Raw genomic sequence first — 16775 nt, 5'->3', positions numbered from 1 at the left:
GTGCGCGGCGGCCCGGGCGGCGGCGCCGGACTGCGTCACCCATCTCCTCACCTATCTGCCGACCGTGCTGGATGCGCAGGCACCCGAGGCCAAGCGCGCGAACATGCCCGTCGGCTGGGCGAGCCCGGCCTTCGATGTGCTGCAACTGGAGGATTATGACTGGGTGACGGCGGGGGACACCGCATCGACGCGGAAGGGCGTGGCGCTGGCCGAGGCACGGCTCGGCTATCCGCCGGCGCGCCAGCATTATCTGTCGGGCTTCGTGCTGCGCCCCGATCAGCGATCGCAATGGGGCCGGATCGCCGAGGCTGCGGGGGTCGCGCGGGCACGCGGTGTCGCGGCGACCATTTTGTGGGCGATGCCGCAGGTGATGCGCGACGGCTTTGTCTGTTGGGAAGGGGGAGAGGACGCGGTGCAGGCTTTCGACGATGTGCTATTCCCGCTCGCGCTGGGGCGCGCGGCGGAGGTGACGCCGGGTTTCTCCACGGCGGTCCTGACCAGTGCGGGCGGACGCGAGGCGCGCAATGCGAGCTGGGCCGAGGCGCGCACGACCTATGATGTCGGACCCGGCATTCGTTCGGCGGCGGACATCGCCGTGCTGCTGTCCTTCTTTCGGGCACGGCTGGGCCCAGCGCGCGGCTTTCGGCTTCGCGATCCGTTCGACAGCGTCGGTACGGACGAGGCGATCGGCGTGGGCGACGGCACCACGCGCCGCTTCGCGCTGGTCCGCCATTATGGCGATCAGCGCCGCCGGATCACCCGGCCGGTGGCGGGCAGCGTGTCGGTGACGGTCGCAGGCCGGCCCGTCGCCGGTTTCGTCGTCGAACCGGGCGGGTGGCTGTTGTTCGACACGGCGCCCGCCGCCGGCGCGGCGATCGCCGCCGGCTTCGTCTTCGACGTGCCGGTGCGCTTCGCCGAGGACCGGTTGAGCGTGACGCTCGCCGGGTTCGAGGCGGGCATGGCGCCATCGGTGCCCCTGGTCGAGGTGCGCGAGGCATGAGCGCCGATAGCCTGACCGGCTGGGTCTTGTGCTGGCGGATCGCGCGGCGCGACGGGGTGACGATCGGCTTGACCGGGCATGACCGCGACCTGTGGCTGGATGGCCTGTGCTATCGCAGCGCGCCGGGCCTGACGCCGAGCGCGGTGGTACGCGGTGACGGGCTGGAGGTCGATCTGATGGAGGCGTCGGGCGCGCTGACCAGCGCGGCGATCGGCGAGCGCGACCTGCTGGCCGGCCGTTGGGATGAGGCGCGGGTCGCGGCAATCGCGGTGGACTGGACCGGACAGGAAGCGCCCGTGCCGCTGGGACACGGGACGATCGGCGCGGTACAACTGGGCGAGGGGGGCTTCACCGCCGAATTGCGCGGCGTCGGCGCGCTGCTCGATCGACCGGTGGCCGAGGAGACCGCGCCCGATTGCCGTGCGACGCTGGGCGACCGGCGATGCCGCGTGGCGATGGCGGGCCGGCGGCGGTTCGCGCGGGTCGTCGGCTGGGACGGCGAACGCCGGCTGACCGTCGACGCGGTCGAGCCGGTCGCCAATGCCTATGGTCAGGGGCGGCTGATCTGGTTCGGCGGCGCCAATACGGGGTTGGAGGCGGTGATCGACCGGTCGGACGGCGACGGGTTGTGGCTGTTCGCCGCGCCCGGCTTCGCGGTCGAGGGCGCGCCGCTGATCGAACTGGTCGAGGGATGCGACAAGCGGCTGGACACCTGTCTCGGCCGGTTCGGCAACGTCGTGAACTTTCGCGGCGAGCCCTTCCTGCCGGGGATCGACCTCCTTACCCGCTATCCCGGCGCATGAGGGCCGGGGCGATGAACGCGGTGGAGGCGGCGGCGCGTGCGCTGGTGGGCACGCGGTTCCGGTTGCACGGGCGCGATGCCGAACACGGGCTGGATTGCGTCGGGCTGGTCGCGGCGGCGACGGGGCGGGCGGCTCCGACCGGCTATGGCTGGCGCGGCGGTGATGCGGCGCGGGTGGCGGGCTTGCTCGATGCGCAATTCGCGCGCGGCGCGGACGGGCCTGGCGCGGTGCTGCTGCTGCGGGCCGGGCCGGGGCAGCTGCATCTGGCGATCCGGGTGAGCGACGGCATCGTCCATGCCGATGCCGGCCTGCGCCGCGTCGCCTGGCGGCCCGGCACGCCGCCCTGGCCGGTGCTGGGCTGTTGGAAGGGGGAGGGATGATGGCGACCTTGGTCTTGGGGACGGTGGGGCGGGCGCTGCTCGGCCCGGTGGGGGGCGCGATCGGCGCGTTGATCGGCAACCGGGTCGATCATGCGGTGCTGGGCGCACCCCGGCGGCAGGGCCCACGGCTGGTCGAACTGTCGGTGCAGACTTCCACCTACGGGACGCAGATGCCCGCCATCTTCGGCACGATGCGCGTGGCCGGGCCGGTGATCTGGGCGACCGACCTGATCGAGACGCGCGGAGCCGTGGGCGGCGGCAAGGGGCGGCCGGGCACGGAGAGCTATAGCTATGCCGCCCATTTCGCGGTCGCGCTGTCGGGTCGGGCGATCCGGCGGGTGGGGCGGATCTGGGCCGATGGCCGGCTGTTGCGCGGCGAGGGCGGCGATTTCAAGGTGTCGACCGGGTTCCGCCTGCATGTGGGCGGCGCGGACCAGCCGGTCGACCCGCTGATCGCCTCGATCGAAGGGCCGCGCGCCTCGGCCTATCGCGGCATCGCCTATGCGGTGTTCGAGGGGCTGGCGCTGGCTGAGTTCGGCAATCGCATCCCGCAACTGACCTTCGAGGTGGAGGCCGATGCCGGGCCGCTGTCGTGCGGGGCGATCGCGCGGGCCCTGTCGCCCCATGTCCGCCCCGGCGACGATGGCGTGACGGTCGCGGGCTTCGCCGCCAGTGGCGGCAGCATCGGCGCGGTCCTCGCCACGCTGGCCGACATCAGCGGCGGGCGATGGGTGGCAGAGGACGACGGCATCCGCCTGTCGGTTCCCCGCGCCGATGCGGCGCCCCGCGCAATCCGCGACGAAGGCATGGGCGCGCGGGGGCCCGGCCGGCGCGGCCAGCGCATGATCGCAGGCCAGGCCGGCCTGCCCGCCAGCGTGACGATCGCGCATTACGATCCGGCGCGCGACTACCAGATCGGGGCGCAGCGCGCGTCGCGACCCGGCGGCGTGCGGGACGAGCGACGCGATCTGGCCGCCGCGATCGATGCGACGACCGCGCGCACGCTGGCGCAGGACCGGCTGGCGCGGCTGGTCGCGGGGCGGGTGCGGCGCACCGTCACGCTGGGGCCGGAGGCGCTGGCCATCGCGCCGGGCGCAGTCGTCGTGATCGATGGTGAGCCGGGCCGCTGGCATGTCACCGAGACGGCGTGGGAGGCGATGGCGGTGCGCCTGACCTGCACGCCGCTGGCCCATGCCGCGCCGGTCATGGCCGCCTCGCCGGGCCGGATCGCGGCCGCCCCCGACCGGGTGATCGGCGCCACCCGCCTGATCGCGTTCGAGCCGCCGCCGCTCGACGACCGGCCGCTCGCCGGTCCGCGCATCGCGGTGGTCGCGGCCGGCGGCCCCGGCTGGCGGCAGGCGAGCCTGTCCTACAGCCTGGACGAGGGCGCGAGCTGGACCGCGCTGGGGACGACGGCGATGCCGGGCATGATCGGCACCCTCGTTTCGGTGAGGCCCGGCGGTGGCGCGGCGCTGCTCGACCGGCGCGGTGCGCTGGTCGTCGCGGTCGCCGGGGATCTGACGGACGCCGACCCCGCCGCCATCGATGCGGGCACCAACCTCGCCTGGCTGGGCGGCGAGCTGCTGCAATATGGGCGGGCCGAGCCGTTGGGGGACGGCCACTGGCGCCTGAGCGAATTGCGGCGCGGTCTGCGCGGAACCGAAGCGATGATTGGGCGCGCAGCGGCGGGGGACCCCTTCGTCCTGATGGAGGCGCCGGCGGTCCGCATGATCGATCTGCCGCTGACGATGCTGGACGCGCGGGTCCGGTTCCTGGCGCATGGCGTCGGGGACGGGGTCGCCGGCGTGGAAGCGATCGCGGCGGTGACCGGCCAGTCGATCCGCCCGCCATCGCCCGTCCACTGGCTGTGCCGGCGTGGGCCCGACGGGCTGGTCACCATCGGCTGGACCCGCCGCAGCCGCAGCGGCTGGCGCTGGATCGACCGGGTCGACGTGCCGCTGGTCGAAGAGGCGGAACGCTACCGCGTGACGATCGGCGACCGGGACGAGGAGGTGTCGGGACCCCGCTGGGTCGGCGCGGCGGCAGAGGGAACCAGGGTGGCGGTGCGACAGATTGGCACATGGGCCGTATCGCCGCCACTGGTCGGAATCATCGGGGGAGAAACGATATGACGGATGCCACACCGAACTGGGCGCTGCCGTTCCTGGCGGCCGGGCAGGCGCAGAAGGAAATGACGCATAACGAAGCGCTGACGCTCATCGACCTGCTCGTCCACCCTTGCGTCGAGGCGGTGGGGGTGGATGCGCCGCCCGCCGCGCCGATCGTGGGACAGGCGTGGATCGTCGGTGGGCAACCGACCGGGGCATGGACGGGGGGCGCATGGATGCTCGCCGCCTGGACCGATGGCGGCTGGCGGTTCGTGGGGCCGCGCATCGGCATGGCGGTGTGGAGCCGGGGGGATCGCCATCGTTGCGACTGGGACGGCGAGGTGTGGCGTCGCGGTTTGGTTCCGGCGCGGGAGATTCAAGTCGATGGAAAAAAGGTTGTTGGCGCGCAACAACCCGCGATCGTACCGCCATATGGTGGTCAAGTTGTTGATTCAGAAGCGCGTTTGGCGCTGGATGCGGTAATCGGCGCGTTGCGGGCGCATGGTTTGCTGGCGTCGGCTTGAGCAAAAATCTGTGCCCTTAATGCAACACCGGCGGTCTTTTGTTTTCTTGCGTGGAAACCAACGCTCCGATAGTGGGTTTGCGCTGTCCGTAGTGACAACCAAGAAAGGGGACTATGATGCGGAAGATTGCCATTGTTCTGGCACTCGCCTCCACCGCTCTGGCTTCGCCTGCCCTCGCCCGCGACAAGTCGTGGTACGTTGGCATCGAAGGCGGCGGGATGATCGTCGAAGACATCGATTATGATGTTGTCGGCACCGGCCGTACTGGCGTTGCCAGTGTCGATCACGACTATGGCTATGACGTCGACGCCGTGATGGGCTACGACTTCGGTGGTTTCCGTCTGGAAACCGAAGTCGGCTACCGTCGCGCCACCGTTGACGGCTTCAGCTCGACCGCGCTGACCAACACCGGCATCGGTACTGGCACCGTTCCGGCTGGCAACTATGACTATGCCGGCGGTTCGACCTCGGCGCTCAGCTTCATGCTGAACGGCTTGCTCGACTTCGGTGCCGATGACGGCATCCAGGGCTTTGTCGGCGGCGGTGTCGGTGTGGCTCGCGTCAAGGCGAACTACGCCCTCAACAACCGTGCGGACTTCCTGAACGACTCGGACACCGTGTTCGCGTGGCAGGCTCTGGCGGGCATCCGTGCTCCGCTGACCGACCACATCGACGCGACGCTGAAGTATCGCTTCTTCAACGCCGAGAACGTCAAGCTGGTCGATGTCGCGAACAACACGTTCGACGGCCGCTTCCGCTCGCACTCGATCCTGGGTGGCGTGGCGTACAACTTCGGCGAACCGGCTGCTCCGCCGCCGCCGCCGCCGCCGCCGCCCCCGCCGCCCCCCGCCGCCTCCTCCCCCGCCGCCCCCGCCGCCGGCTCCCGAGCCCGTGGTCTGCTCGCCGGGTCCGTTCATTGTCTTCTTCGAGTGGGACAAGTCGGACATCACCCCGGAAGCAGCGTCGATCCTCGACAACGCGATCACCCAGTACCAGAGCTGCGGCAATGCCCGCGTGATGGTCGCCGGCTTCACCGATACCTCGGGTACGCCGCGCTACAACATGGGTCTGTCGCAGCGTCGTGCCGACGCGGTGAAGGCGTACATGACGTCGCGTTCGATCCCGGACGGCTCGATCATGACCGAAGCGTTCGGCGAACAGCGCGACAAGCTGCGCGTTCAGACTGCGGACGGCGTCCGCGAGGTCCAGAACCGTCGCGTCGAAATCACCTACGGTCCGGGCGCTGGCCAGTAAGCCACGCTCAGCCAAGGCTGATTGTAGAAAGAGGGAGGTCGGCGAAAGCCGGCCTCTCTTTTTTTATGCGCTATGCCAGGACGTGCGGCTCAACGCTCGCGCGCTGCCATCCGCGTGAAGTCGGTGAGGGCGGGATCATGATGGGACATGGCCGTTGATTTAGCCTGTCGTCCAAGTGGCGAACCCGCATCGCAAGACCATCGGCGAAGCGTCGCGGACCTCCCGCCCATGATTCATCTTTTATTGGTGCCTGCCGGATAGGACATGATATTCGAGTTCTGAGGGCAACCGAATGCCGCGTGTGGCACCATATTTCAAAACGCGTGAGCCGCGTCGGCAAGTGCTGATCGCCTGCCAGATGAAGTCCGCCCAGGGATGGGGGGATGTGTGCATCCATAACGTCTCGTCGCGCGGAATGATGATCGCATCGGATGTCGCCTTGTCACCTGGCGCCTATATCGAGATCCGACGCGGTCAGCAGACGGTGATCGGGCGCGTCGTGTGGCAGCGCGAACGGTTTTCGGGTGTACGAACGCAGGACGTAATCGATGTCGAGGCCCTGTTGCGCGAACCACGCCTCCAGCAGCCAGCCCAGCGACGAAATCCCGACATGAACCCGTCGCCCGCCGCCATGCCGGCGAACGATCGGATCGCGATCGAAATCAACGCGGCGCGACGGATCGAACGCAGCCAGGCCATTTCCAGCCGACTGCAATTCAGTGCGCTGTGTCTTTTCGGGCTGGTCGCGGCGATCGCGATCGCCATGCAGGTGGCCCAGATGCTCGGCAACCCCATGCGGCAGCTGGATTCCGCCCTGTCGCTGGACAAGCCGCAGACCACCGCCCTGGTCGATTGATCCGGCCGCCCGCCTATTCCTACTGGGATAGCCGGATCGCTTGCTCCAGCCAGGCCGGACGCAACGCATCGCCCAATGCCTCGACCCGGCGATGTTCGACCATCAGCCCCAGTGCGGGATAGGTCGCGCGCGTTCGATCACCCGCTTCCCCCAGGGGAGCGACGACCAGACGGCGATTGACCTTCGCACGGTGGTGCATCCGCGCGGTGTTCTCCTGCCCGACATAACAGCCTTTGGTGAAGCTGACCCCGTTCAGTTCGCGCGCATTGCACTCCAGCCAGAGCGTCTCACCCGATCCCAGTTCGCCCACACCCTCGGTTACGCCCAGCGATAGGCGATGCGCGGTCCAGTCCGTCGCCGCCGCCCCGGCCGGTGCCAGCCAGCGCTGGCCCAGTTCCGCCAGGCGCGGATCGTCGGGCCGCCCGTCCGCCGCGCGGCTCCAATGCACCGCCAGGTTCGCGACCGGCTCGATCGTGATCGCCCGACGAAGCCGATAGAGGGTGAGCCGTTTCGCCAGCGCCTCGGCCTGGCTTGCCTCCGCGTCGATCAGGATGGCATCGCCTTGTGCCCAAAGCAGGAAATCGAACAGGGCCTTGCCCTGCGGCGTCAGCAACCCGCCCCAGCGCGGGGCCTCCGGCGTCAGGCCCATGACGTCCTGCGTCACGAGGCCTTGCAGAAAGCCACGAACGTCCTCGCCGGCGATGCGCAGCAGCGCCCGGTCGGTCAGGGTGGTCATGGTGGTCGTGGCCGGGGTGGTATCGCTCATGCCGGCAAGGTAGGAGGGCGGGACCCTATGCGAAAGGCCCGTTTGCCATGACCTTCGATCTGCTTCTCTCCGGCGGCACCGTTCACACCCCCGGCGGCCCGGTTCGCGCCGATGTCGGCGTGACAAACGGCCGGATCGTGGCGATCGGCGCGACCGGCGATGCGGGCCGCGTGATCGACTGCACCGGGCTGGACATCCTGCCCGGCGTGATCGACAGCCAGGTGCATTTCCGCGAGCCCGGCCTGATGCACAAGGAAGACCTGGCCAGTGGCAGCCGCGCGGCGGTGATGGGCGGTGTGACCGCCGTCTTCGAAATGCCCAACACCAAGCCGAACACCGATTCGGCCGACGCGATCACCGACAAGCTGACCCGCGCGAAGACCATGTATTGCGACCATGCCTTTTACGTGGGCGCCACCAATCACAATGCCCGCGACCTGGCCGAGCTGGAGCGGATGCCGGGCACGGCGGGCGTCAAGATCTTCATGGGCGCCTCGACCGGCGATCTGCTGGTGTCGGAGGATGCGCGGCTGGCCGAGGTGCTCGCCTCGGGCCATCGCCGCGTCGCCATCCATGCCGAGGACGAGGACCGGATGAACGCGCGCGCGGGTGAGCGGATCGAGGGCGATCCATCCTCGCACCCCGTCTGGCGCGATGATGAGAGCGCGCTGCTCGCCACCCGCCGTATCCTGCGGCTGGCGCGCGCGGCGAACCGCCGTATCCATATCCTGCACGTCACCACGCCCGCCGAACTGGAATATATTGCGCAGCATAAGGACATCGCGACCTGCGAGGTCACGCCGCAGCACCTGACGCTGGCGGGTGAGGAAGCCTATCCGCGCCTCGGCACGCTGGCGCAGATGAATCCGCCGATCCGCTCGGGCGCGCATCGCGACGGTCTGTGGCACTGGTTGAACCAGGGGGTGCCCGACGTCATCGGTTCGGATCATGCGCCGCACACGCTGGAGGAAAAGGCCAAGCCCTATCCGGGCAGCCCCAGCGGAATGCCGGGCGTGCAGACGCTGCTGCCGCTGCTGCTAGACCATGCTGCGCACGGCCGCCTGTCGCTCCAGCGCGTGATCGAGCTGACCAGCGCGGGGGCGCAGCGCATCTTCGGCATCGTCGGCAAGGGGCGGATCGCGGCGGGCTATGACGCCGACTTCACCATCGTCGACCTCAAGAAGCGCTGGACGATCGAGGACCGATGGCTTCAGTCCAAGTGCGGCTGGTCGCCCTTTACCGGCATGGAACTGACCGGCAAGCCGATCGGCACCATCGTGCGCGGCCAGGTGGCGATGTGGGATGACCAGCTGGCCGACGCGCCGACCGGCCAGCCGATTCGCTTCGAGGCGGTCGACTTCGGATGAGGGCAAGCCGGTGGGTGCGGGATGTCCGGGTGTACTGCCCGGTCGCGCCCGCCACACTCGCGGCGCTGATGGCCGGAAATCCGGCGGCGGTGGAGCAGGACCCCACCGCCGCTGCGCTGTTGGCTATCCTGCGCATACCACCGCTCGGGGATTTCGGGCGGTATCGCGAAGTGGTGGAACTCGGACTCGGCTATGAGGGGTTCCGGCCGGGCGAGGGGGCCGTGCCGACGCTGGGCGTGGTCGGTGAGGCGAATTGGTCACCGACCGTGATCCTGACCGCGATTTATGACGCGGCGGCGGGTGTGGAGGCGCTGACCGATGCTCTCTTGGCCACGCACCCCTGGGACGTGCCGGTCATCGCGGTGAGCGAGCCTTATCGGCTGCTGGTGCGGGGATAGGCTGGGGCGCGGGCTTCGACCTCGCTCAGGCTGAACGGCTGTTTGAGCGTAGCGCCAATCCCAAGCTCCGTTCAACCTAAGCGAAGTCGAAGGCCAAAGGAATTCCTCGGCCCCGAAACCTCAAAACGGCAACCAGCGCGCCTTATGCGTGAAATTCATATACCCGACATTCACGCCCGCGCGCCAACCGACGCCCAGCCGCACCGGGATCAGCACGACATTGCCGCGCCGCAGATAGGTCGCTGCGAACCCGCCCACGAAATACAGCCGCCCTTCGGCCGCCGGGAAGCGATGGAACAGCTCCTCGGTGTCGTAAAGATTATAGACCAGCACGAACACCTTGTTCGCATCGCCGCCGATGTCGAAGCCCAGCGACGGCCCGGTCCAGTACACCGGCATCTGCCCCTCGACCTTGTGAGTCATGATGCCCGAGCCATAGCGCAGCCCCACGACGAACGCGCCCGAGGCTTCGCGCCCGGCGATATAGGCATTGGGGCGTCCTTGTTCGCGCAGGATGCGCTCGATCATGCCGGCCAGGCCCTCGGCGCCCTTGCCGAACACGCCTTCACCCGCCGCCAGCAGGTCGTCGCGTTCGAACGTGTCGGCGGCCTGGCTGGTCTGCGTCGCACGGCTTTCCGGCGTCACCGGGGTGGTCGTGACGGGGGGCGGCGTATCGGTCTGGACGGGCGCGGGCGGGTATGACGGGGTGGGATTGGCCGGCGTCGACTGGCGCGGGGCGGGGCGCGACGGCTGGGTGCCCAGATCGCTGTCGATCCCCTGATTGGGGTCGATCGTGCGCACCTGGGCCAGAGCCGGCGCGGTCGCCGCCCCCGCGATCGACAGGCCGCAGAGAACCGACAGACCCAGACTGACCAAACGCATGTACTCAACTCCCCCGGCGGACCGACGATGCGACGTTAACCAGCCGCCGCCTTGCAGTGTAATGAATGACCCGCCCGGCTCTAGCCAATTTTCTGCATAAAATCGCGTCCATCCCTAGTTGATTGCCTCCCCCGGCCCCGCTATAGCCGCACCTCGCCGCAACCGGAGACGTGGGTGAGTGGCTGAAACCAACGCTTTGCTAAAGCGTCGTACGGGAAACCGTACCGAGGGTTCGAATCCCTCCGTCTCCGCCAATTCTACAACGAAATTAATCACTTGGCGCCGTTGGTGCGGTCGCGGCCAACATCCCGGCCATCTTTGTGGCCACAGGTTTTGGGGCCGGTTTCGCTCGAATTTTGCGCCATCATTTTTTCTGCACCCTCAAGCCGAACGCGGATCGCATTCTAGGGGTATGGTGGGCTTGCGCAGAACGAAGCAGGAACGATATAGAAGCCGAAGCGCGATTCGTGGGACGAGCCGTATGCCTAGCCCGAAGTGCCCGCAGGCGCGTTGCTCGCTCATTAGCGTTGCACCGAATTGCAAATGTCTGCCAAACTCAACCGATTGGGGGAGTTGACGCAGAATGGCTAGCGCAATTGGACTTCGCGGGTATCTGATAACGGCGCACAAGAAGGGTGAGCGTGCGCTGCTGCCATTCGACTCTGGCGAACTGAAGGTGTCGCCGCCGCAATTTTTCACGAATTTTGTCGGAGCGCATAACGCGCCCATTCAGCACGCCGAGAAGGAGCGTAGCTGGTATTTCGAAGAGCGCGAAGAGGATGGCCTCGGCAACAGCAAAGGCCATACGCATTATGGCACGTTCGGCTTCGAAAGCAATTTTGTTGATCGGAAAACGAAGGCCAAAAACTATCGTCGCAAGGTCGATGACATTGAAGAAATTCCGCTCTTTTACGAGTTTTGGTACCCGGAAGATAAGGACTTCTGCTTCGCAGCTTTTCAGTCTTTTCAAGGACGATCCTGCATCGGCCTCGTTATGGATCAAGCGCAGGAGGAATTCTCCGCAGCCAATCCGGGATGCATACTGAAGTATCAGAAGCTTCTGCCAAGCGAAGGCAGCAGCCTCTACGGGAAAGCGCCTGTGAAGCGACTTCGCCTGATAAGAAGTATCAGAAGCTTCTGCCAAGCGAAGGCAGCAGCCTCTACGGGAAAGCGCCTGTGAAGCGACTTCGCCTGATAAAGCGCAATGCACCGCAGGACGTTACCGATCGATACCTTGGGAGGCGCGTGCCCGATAAGGTGAACTTCGAAGTTCGGCTTTCAACTAATCGAAACAAAATCCTCGGATCGTTCGGAGAAGTCACGGGCGCATTAAGGAAAAGTGACGCAGGACTAGTGCTGCACGACGGTATCGAATTCAGCGAAGTGTATGCCGATGTTAAGATCGGTGGCAAGTATCGCCCTGTGGGCGTCTTCGGTAGCGACTCGAATGCTGGCGTGATCGATATTACCGAAGACATTGTTCGTGGCGCAGATGGCCATCCGACTTATGAGTCCTTGACTAAGCAGTGCGATACTATATTAGTAGACTTCTACGAAGTGCTGACTAATAAGAAACAATGAAGATAAATGTAGCCTCGATCGTTCGGGATCACTTCGAGACCCTTTACGATGGTAGAAGCAACCGCACTTCTGTCGCAGACCTTCTGCTGTTCTACGTTGCTCCTTCCATTGCGGCTAGCGCGGCATTTTTTATCGGGCTTAGCCTGCGCGCTGATGCCTACAATATTTCGATTACGTTCTTCGGCATCTTCATTGCCCTTATCTTGAACATTCAGGTGGCGATGTTCTCAATATTCCAGCGGAAATGGGAGTTGCCGTCCGACAAACGTATCGCCGCTTCGATGGCCGATACACTTGCGGATCGAAAAAAACTTCTGATCGAACTTAATGCCAATCTGTCCTATCTAATTCTTGTTTGTTGCGCTGCCCTTGTCCTATCACTGCTTTCATTCATAAAGCAGTTCAATAGCGACGTTGTTCCAGCGGTTATGGTGTTCCTCTACGGACACTTCCTGTTGACGCTCCTAATGGTCGTGAAGCGCGCTCATGCGCTCTTCCATAAGGAATATCACGACAGTCCGAATTGAAATGCAATGGCGGATATAGGTTCCGCCTAGAATGCCGACAACTAGTTGACTTTGCTGTGTATCTTTGAGCCGAAATTGGGTTCGGACATCAATGCGGCCAACATCCATGCGAAATCATCCCCCGGCGCGTCGGGCGTGGGCATTACACGTGCGCCGAGGGATGACGCCCGCCGTCGCGAGGCGACGGGCTGGCAGACGCGGCTAGGGGGCTATGGCAGGCAGCCTATCCGGGATACACCATGACCGTTTTAGCTGATGCGGGAAAAGGAGATCGCTACCTTGATCCTGGCACTTGCGTCCGGCTTGACAGCTTGGTCAACGACGATGACCAGGCCACCTCCGAGTTCGGCGTGGTGGTCCATTGCTGGCTCGAGGCGGGGATCGGAATGTTTGACTGCTACGTCGCATTTTTCGGCGGCGAACTGCCAGTCGCAGAACTCGCTGAAGCGCCGTACGTGCTTCGATATGGTGCGACCTCGCTGACCGTGCTCCGGGACGCAAGTTAAAGCCAACTTCCGCTAGCGCCCGAGAACCGGACGTTGCCTTTTCAACCGCAGCCCACATGATAGCCCCATATCAAGCGAGGCGTGTCGTCATGTCATTATGGAAATGGCTCATTCTGGCGATTGCCGCTCCAGCAATGGCCAACTCGCCACCGGTGCCCCTCGCGGAGGGGCCGTTCGAAAGTATTGTTAAAGCGGCGCGGGCGGCACGGAACTGCGGAATTGTTGAGCTGCGCCTTGAAGTCCGTCCCGGAACTACGCGGATGTTCTATGCGGGAGACCCGCAACCCGGTCGAGGGAAAAGCGACCTGATATGCCTTGCGAATTGGCAGCGGAAAAATGCCGCACGACTTAATTTAGCGGCCGAATGGTTTGCTTATGACTACGGTCCTCGACCGCCTGTCGAATGACCGCTTCCCACCCATCTCCGCCGTTCCGAGTGGCCAAGCGGCTCGCTCAAGCCGCCAATCCGCTTATATGAACGAGCGGCAGCTTTCGGGAAGCGAGGAAGCACGTGCGAACGACCGCAATTGGGTCAAGGGACCGACGAGTTTCGCGATTTGTCATATGCGGTTACTGCCTCTGCCATCGTCTGCTCATGATCCAGCGCCCAAGAACACAGCGCTTCGAAGGGTTCGCGAAGCGAGTGGCCTAGAGACGTGATCGTATAGACGACACCGATCGGGGTAGTTGGGATCACAGTGCGCGTGATCAGTCCATGGCGTTCCAGGCGCTTCAGTGCATCGGCGAGCGACTTGTGGGTGATGCCGTCGAGCCGTCGCTTGATCTCGTTGAAGCGTGCTGGTTGAGGGCACAGCACCGTCAGTATCATGATCGTCCATTTGTCTGCGATCTTGTCCAGCACTGGGCGGATACGAGGCACGTCTATCATCGCCTTGCACGACAGGGCCTGCAGGTCGGTATCGCTCGCCATATCTACGCTACTCCGAGTGCGTTCTTGATAGCAGATATGCTTCGTATATCTGGTTCGCCATCTCGAATGAAAGGGCTGAAGATGGCAAGAATGGCAGGCAAGGTCGCGCTGGTAGTCGGTGGGGCGAAAGGAATTGGTCTGGCGACCGCCCGCAGGCTGGCGAAGGAAGGGGCCACGGTCATTCTGACCGGACGTCGGTCGCACGAGGTTGCCGCCGCGGCTGAGAGTATCGGTCCATCCGCGCACGGCGTCGAAGCCGACGCGGCGTCCCAAGGCGATCTTGAGCAAGTCGTGGTCGAGGCCAAGCGTCTGCATGGTCGCATTGACGCGCTGTTGCTTAACGCCGGATTGTCGGAGCCGGCAACGATCGTCGAGGAAACTGGTGAGCATTTCGACCGGCACTTCGCCGTCAACGTGCGCGGCGCGCTGTTTGGGATCCAGGCGGCGCTGCCCGTGCTCAGCGACGGAGCATCGGTGGTGCTGGTCGGCTCGATCGCCGACGTGATGGGCGTGACGCCGTTCAGTACTTACGGAGCGACCAAGGCGGCACTGCGCTCCTACGCGCGCAGCTGGGCGGCGGAGCTGGCGCCGCGACGCATCCGCGTCAACGTCGTCGCGCCGGGACCGACCGATACGGACATGATGGCTGCGGTATCCGAGGAGATGCGGCAGATGCTCATCGCGCCAATTCCGCTCGGCCGCATGGCGCGCGCCGACGAGGTTGCCACCGCTGCCGTCTTCCTCCTCAGCGACGAAGCCAGCTTTATTACAGGTGCCGAACTTTGCGTCGATGGCGGCATGCGACAGGTGTAGCCAGATGAACGGGCGGCGCCTGACGCGCGGATCGGCTAGACCGCGCGATAAGCGTCGCCCGTCTTGAGTAAGCAGCGTTTTCGGCCGATCCGCCCGAAAACGCTTAGGGAAAAACGGCTCGCATACCTGAATGACTGACTGAAGTGGGACGGCAAGGAACTAGCCGCGAATGTCTGAATAAGGGTCCGATCAACTGGAAGCAGCTCCCTCTAGCGCATTTCGGCCTGACCTTATCGCTCACAAAGCGTGATCGCTTTCTCGTTAGCGAAACGTATTCTACGTCCCCGACTGCCTTGATCGTAGTATGATCGGCCGATCTTTATAAGCGCATACGGAATAGCTTGGCGGCCGCAGTAGTAATATGTCCGGGTGCTATGGGGCGGATGCCGTGGCGTTCATATGACGAACGACGTCTGTTTCTGTTTATTTCTCATTGAAGTCGTTCTGCATCTGGCTCCAAACTCATTGATTTGCGTTAGCGTCATCAGGTTCTGGCACACGGCCAAGCCCGAACAGGGGGATGCGCATATGGATCAAACCGCCTTCATGATCGGCTTTACGGTCATGTCGCTCGCCTCGCTGGCGATCTACGCGAAGGGGAGCAAGGCGCCCCCATCACGTCATCACACGCTTCTTCACGCAGCCGTGCCGTTCATCGCGGCGACGGCCTATCTGGCTATGGCTTTCGGCATCGGCACCCTCGTCAAAGCCGATGGCTCTGCGACATATTTTGCTCGCTACGCAGACTGGACCTTCACGACGCCGATCCTGCTGTCGAGTCTGGTGCTCCTGGCTTTCCACGAGCGCGGCAAGACAGGCGAGGTCGGGGGCTATCTGACCTCAATCATCGTTCTCGACGTGCTGATGGTCGAAACCGGTCTGATCTCGTCGCTGGCAGAAGCACCTTTGGTCAAGTGGGTCTGGTTCCTGTGGTCCTGTGTCGCCTTCTTCGGCGTCTTGTACCTGCTTTGGGGGCCGCTGCGGGCGATGGCGACCGAGCGCGGTGGTGCGCTGGGTGAGGCCTATAGCAAGAACATCGTTTTCCTGACGGCCGTCTGGTTCCTCTACCCGCTCGTCTTCCTGATCGGTCCCGAGGGCCTGAAGATCATTACCGATCCGGCATCGGTCTGGGCGATCCTCATCATGGATATCGTCGCCAAGGTGATCTACGCCTTCTACGCGGCGAGCAACCTCGACAAGGCGCTGCACGAACACGAACGCCGTTCGTGAATCGCGCCATCGCTCTGTTGGTCGTGGGAGGGGCGTTCGCCGCCTCCGCTGCCTTGCCGGTTCAGCTGGCCTTTGCGATTCTAGGCATCGGTGTCGTGGGCATGCTCCACGGCGCCGGTGACCTCGCTGTCGTTCCGAAAGGACGGTGGCCCTTATTTCTGGCCGCTTACGGGCTGGTCTCACTGTCGACCCTGATCTGGTGGATCAGCGATCCGGCGATTGCACTGCCAGCCTTCCTGCTGGCGTCTGCGATCCATTTCGGCATCGAGGATGCTCGCGATGGAACACTGGCCGAGCGACTTGCCCGAGGCTTGGCCCTGATCCTGGCGCCAGCGACGCTGAATCGTGCGAATTACGCAAGCCTGCTGGGCCTGGCAGGTGGTTCGGCGTCTACGTTGGCCGCATTGATCCCCGTGCTCGCCATCATCGGCGGTCTCGCTGGGACGGCTTTGTTGCTGCTCGCCGGGCGTCGGCGCGATCTTCACCTTGCATTGGGCACTGACGCGCTGTTGCTACTGCCCCCACTCATCGGCTTCACGATCGGCTTTCTGGTGCTGCATGCCTTGCCGCAAACCAAGGAGCGTCGCGACCGGCTGGGGTGCAACAGCACCTTGGTCTACCTGAAGACGGTGATGCCGATCTTCGTCGCTGCCGTGCTCCTGGCCGGCGTTGCCGCAGGGTTGCTGCTGCAGTTCGATCCGAGCGGCGTCCGCGGCCTGTTTGCCGGGATTGCGGCACTCGCCGTTCCTCATCTTCTGGTTACACCCTGGTTCGAGGCCCGGTTGCCGCTTTCAGCGTTGCCGGCTTCGCCAGGCATCGAAGCGCGGCGGGTAAACGCATGATGCCCGT

18 protein-coding genes, 1 tRNA gene and 1 pseudogene are annotated in these 16775 nt (G+C 65.0%); 17 read left to right on the top strand and 3 right to left on the bottom strand.

Annotated elements, in window-relative coordinates; translation table 11 throughout:
* The 7 genes and pseudogenes from ACQKJZ_RS04375 to ACQKJZ_RS04345 form a co-directional block, all read left to right on the top strand.
* Window positions 1-1000 (top strand): DUF2460 domain-containing protein (locus ACQKJZ_RS04375; protein WP_427730095.1); only part of this gene is annotated, 1000 nt, incomplete at its 5' end.
* The gene (locus tag ACQKJZ_RS04370; protein ID WP_427730094.1) at window positions 997-1803 is read left to right on the top strand and encodes a DUF2163 domain-containing protein; all 807 of its coding nucleotides are present in this window, start codon (window positions 997-999) and stop codon (window positions 1801-1803) included. The genes ACQKJZ_RS04375 and ACQKJZ_RS04370, both read left to right, overlap by 4 nt.
* Window positions 1804-1814: 11 nt before the next feature.
* Window positions 1815-2183: a peptidoglycan endopeptidase gene (locus ACQKJZ_RS04365; protein WP_427730093.1), complete on the top strand. Its 369-nt coding sequence runs from the start codon at window positions 1815-1817 to the stop codon at window positions 2181-2183.
* Window positions 2180-4315, top strand: a complete 2136-nt coding sequence (locus ACQKJZ_RS04360; protein WP_427730092.1) for a phage tail protein — start codon at window positions 2180-2182, stop codon at window positions 4313-4315. Before ACQKJZ_RS04365 ends, ACQKJZ_RS04360 begins: the two co-directional genes overlap by 4 nt.
* Window positions 4264-4815, top strand: a complete 552-nt coding sequence (locus tag ACQKJZ_RS04355; protein ID WP_427730091.1) for a DUF2793 domain-containing protein — start codon at window positions 4264-4266, stop codon at window positions 4813-4815. Before ACQKJZ_RS04360 ends, ACQKJZ_RS04355 begins: the two co-directional genes overlap by 52 nt.
* Window positions 4816-4931: 116 nt before the next feature.
* Window positions 4932-6069: pseudogene (locus ACQKJZ_RS04350) on the top strand (OmpA family protein).
* 415 nt (window positions 6070-6484) lie between these two features.
* Complete coding sequence (locus ACQKJZ_RS04345) at window positions 6485-6925, top strand: hypothetical protein (protein WP_427730090.1); 441 nt, start codon at window positions 6485-6487, stop codon at window positions 6923-6925.
* A 19-nt stretch (window positions 6926-6944) separates the two neighbouring features.
* Here the strand turns inward: ACQKJZ_RS04345 and ACQKJZ_RS04340 are convergent, their stop codons facing one another.
* Complete coding sequence (locus ACQKJZ_RS04340; RefSeq protein WP_427730089.1) at window positions 6945-7691, bottom strand: YgfZ/GcvT domain-containing protein; 747 nt, start codon at window positions 7689-7691, stop codon at window positions 6945-6947.
* A gap of 47 nt (window positions 7692-7738) precedes the next feature.
* Here ACQKJZ_RS04340 and ACQKJZ_RS04335 point away from each other — a divergent pair, with 47 nt between their 5' ends.
* Both ACQKJZ_RS04335 and ACQKJZ_RS04330 read left to right on the top strand, forming a co-directional pair.
* Window positions 7739-9058 carry a dihydroorotase gene (locus tag ACQKJZ_RS04335; protein WP_427730088.1) on the top strand — a complete coding sequence of 440 codons (1320 nt, stop codon included), beginning with the start codon at window positions 7739-7741 and terminating at the stop codon, window positions 9056-9058.
* On the top strand, window positions 9055-9456 hold the full coding sequence (locus ACQKJZ_RS04330) for a hypothetical protein (RefSeq protein WP_427730087.1): 402 nt from the start codon (window positions 9055-9057) through the stop codon (window positions 9454-9456). Before ACQKJZ_RS04335 ends, ACQKJZ_RS04330 begins: the two co-directional genes overlap by 4 nt.
* A gap of 120 nt (window positions 9457-9576) precedes the next feature.
* Here the strand turns inward: ACQKJZ_RS04330 and ACQKJZ_RS04325 are convergent, their stop codons facing one another.
* The gene (locus tag ACQKJZ_RS04325; RefSeq protein WP_427730086.1) at window positions 9577-10338 is read right to left on the bottom strand and encodes a DUF1134 domain-containing protein; all 762 of its coding nucleotides are present in this window, start codon (window positions 10336-10338) and stop codon (window positions 9577-9579) included.
* A 164-nt stretch (window positions 10339-10502) separates the two neighbouring features.
* Here ACQKJZ_RS04325 and ACQKJZ_RS04320 point away from each other — a divergent pair.
* The 5 genes from ACQKJZ_RS04320 to ACQKJZ_RS04300 all read left to right on the top strand — a co-directional run bounded on the left by ACQKJZ_RS04320 (window position 10503) and on the right by ACQKJZ_RS04300 (window position 12952).
* Window positions 10503-10592: transfer RNA gene (locus tag ACQKJZ_RS04320), tRNA-Ser, on the top strand.
* 329 nt (window positions 10593-10921) lie between these two features.
* Window positions 10922-11518, top strand: coding sequence for a hypothetical protein (locus tag ACQKJZ_RS04315; RefSeq protein WP_427730085.1), 597 nt, complete (start codon window positions 10922-10924; stop codon window positions 11516-11518).
* A 65-nt stretch (window positions 11519-11583) separates the two neighbouring features.
* Window positions 11584-11919, top strand: coding sequence for a hypothetical protein (locus ACQKJZ_RS04310; RefSeq protein WP_427730084.1), 336 nt, complete (start codon window positions 11584-11586; stop codon window positions 11917-11919).
* On the top strand, window positions 11916-12446 hold the full coding sequence (locus ACQKJZ_RS04305) for a hypothetical protein (protein ID WP_427730083.1): 531 nt from the start codon (window positions 11916-11918) through the stop codon (window positions 12444-12446). Before ACQKJZ_RS04310 ends, ACQKJZ_RS04305 begins: the two co-directional genes overlap by 4 nt.
* 239 nt (window positions 12447-12685) lie before the next feature.
* The gene (locus tag ACQKJZ_RS04300; protein ID WP_427730082.1) at window positions 12686-12952 is read left to right on the top strand and encodes a hypothetical protein; all 267 of its coding nucleotides are present in this window, start codon (window positions 12686-12688) and stop codon (window positions 12950-12952) included.
* A gap of 532 nt (window positions 12953-13484) precedes the next feature.
* Here ACQKJZ_RS04300 and ACQKJZ_RS04295 read toward each other — a convergent pair.
* A complete protein-coding gene (locus ACQKJZ_RS04295; protein ID WP_427730081.1) occupies window positions 13485-13883 on the bottom strand; it encodes a winged helix-turn-helix transcriptional regulator in 399 nt (132 codons plus the stop codon).
* 90 nt (window positions 13884-13973) lie between these two features.
* On the opposite strand from ACQKJZ_RS04295, the gene ACQKJZ_RS04290 reads away from it, so the two are divergent.
* From ACQKJZ_RS04290 to ACQKJZ_RS04280, 3 genes are all read left to right on the top strand, one after another.
* Window positions 13974-14696, top strand: a complete 723-nt coding sequence (locus ACQKJZ_RS04290) for an SDR family NAD(P)-dependent oxidoreductase (protein ID WP_427730080.1) — start codon at window positions 13974-13976, stop codon at window positions 14694-14696.
* A gap of 399 nt (window positions 14697-15095) precedes the next feature.
* The gene (locus tag ACQKJZ_RS04285; RefSeq protein WP_427730079.1) at window positions 15096-15926 is read left to right on the top strand and encodes a bacteriorhodopsin; all 831 of its coding nucleotides are present in this window, start codon (window positions 15096-15098) and stop codon (window positions 15924-15926) included.
* Window positions 15923-16768, top strand: a complete 846-nt coding sequence (locus ACQKJZ_RS04280; protein ID WP_427730078.1) for a Brp/Blh family beta-carotene 15,15'-dioxygenase — start codon at window positions 15923-15925, stop codon at window positions 16766-16768. Before ACQKJZ_RS04285 ends, ACQKJZ_RS04280 begins: the two co-directional genes overlap by 4 nt.
* The last annotated feature ends 7 nt before the right edge of the window (window positions 16769-16775 follow it).

Source organism: Sphingomonas sp. NPDC019816 (assembly GCF_050274375.1).
Classification (GTDB): Bacteria; Pseudomonadota; Alphaproteobacteria; order Sphingomonadales; family Sphingomonadaceae; genus Sphingomonas.
Note: the sequence above shows the minus strand (reverse complement) of the source record. Positions and strands in the feature narration are given on the sequence as shown.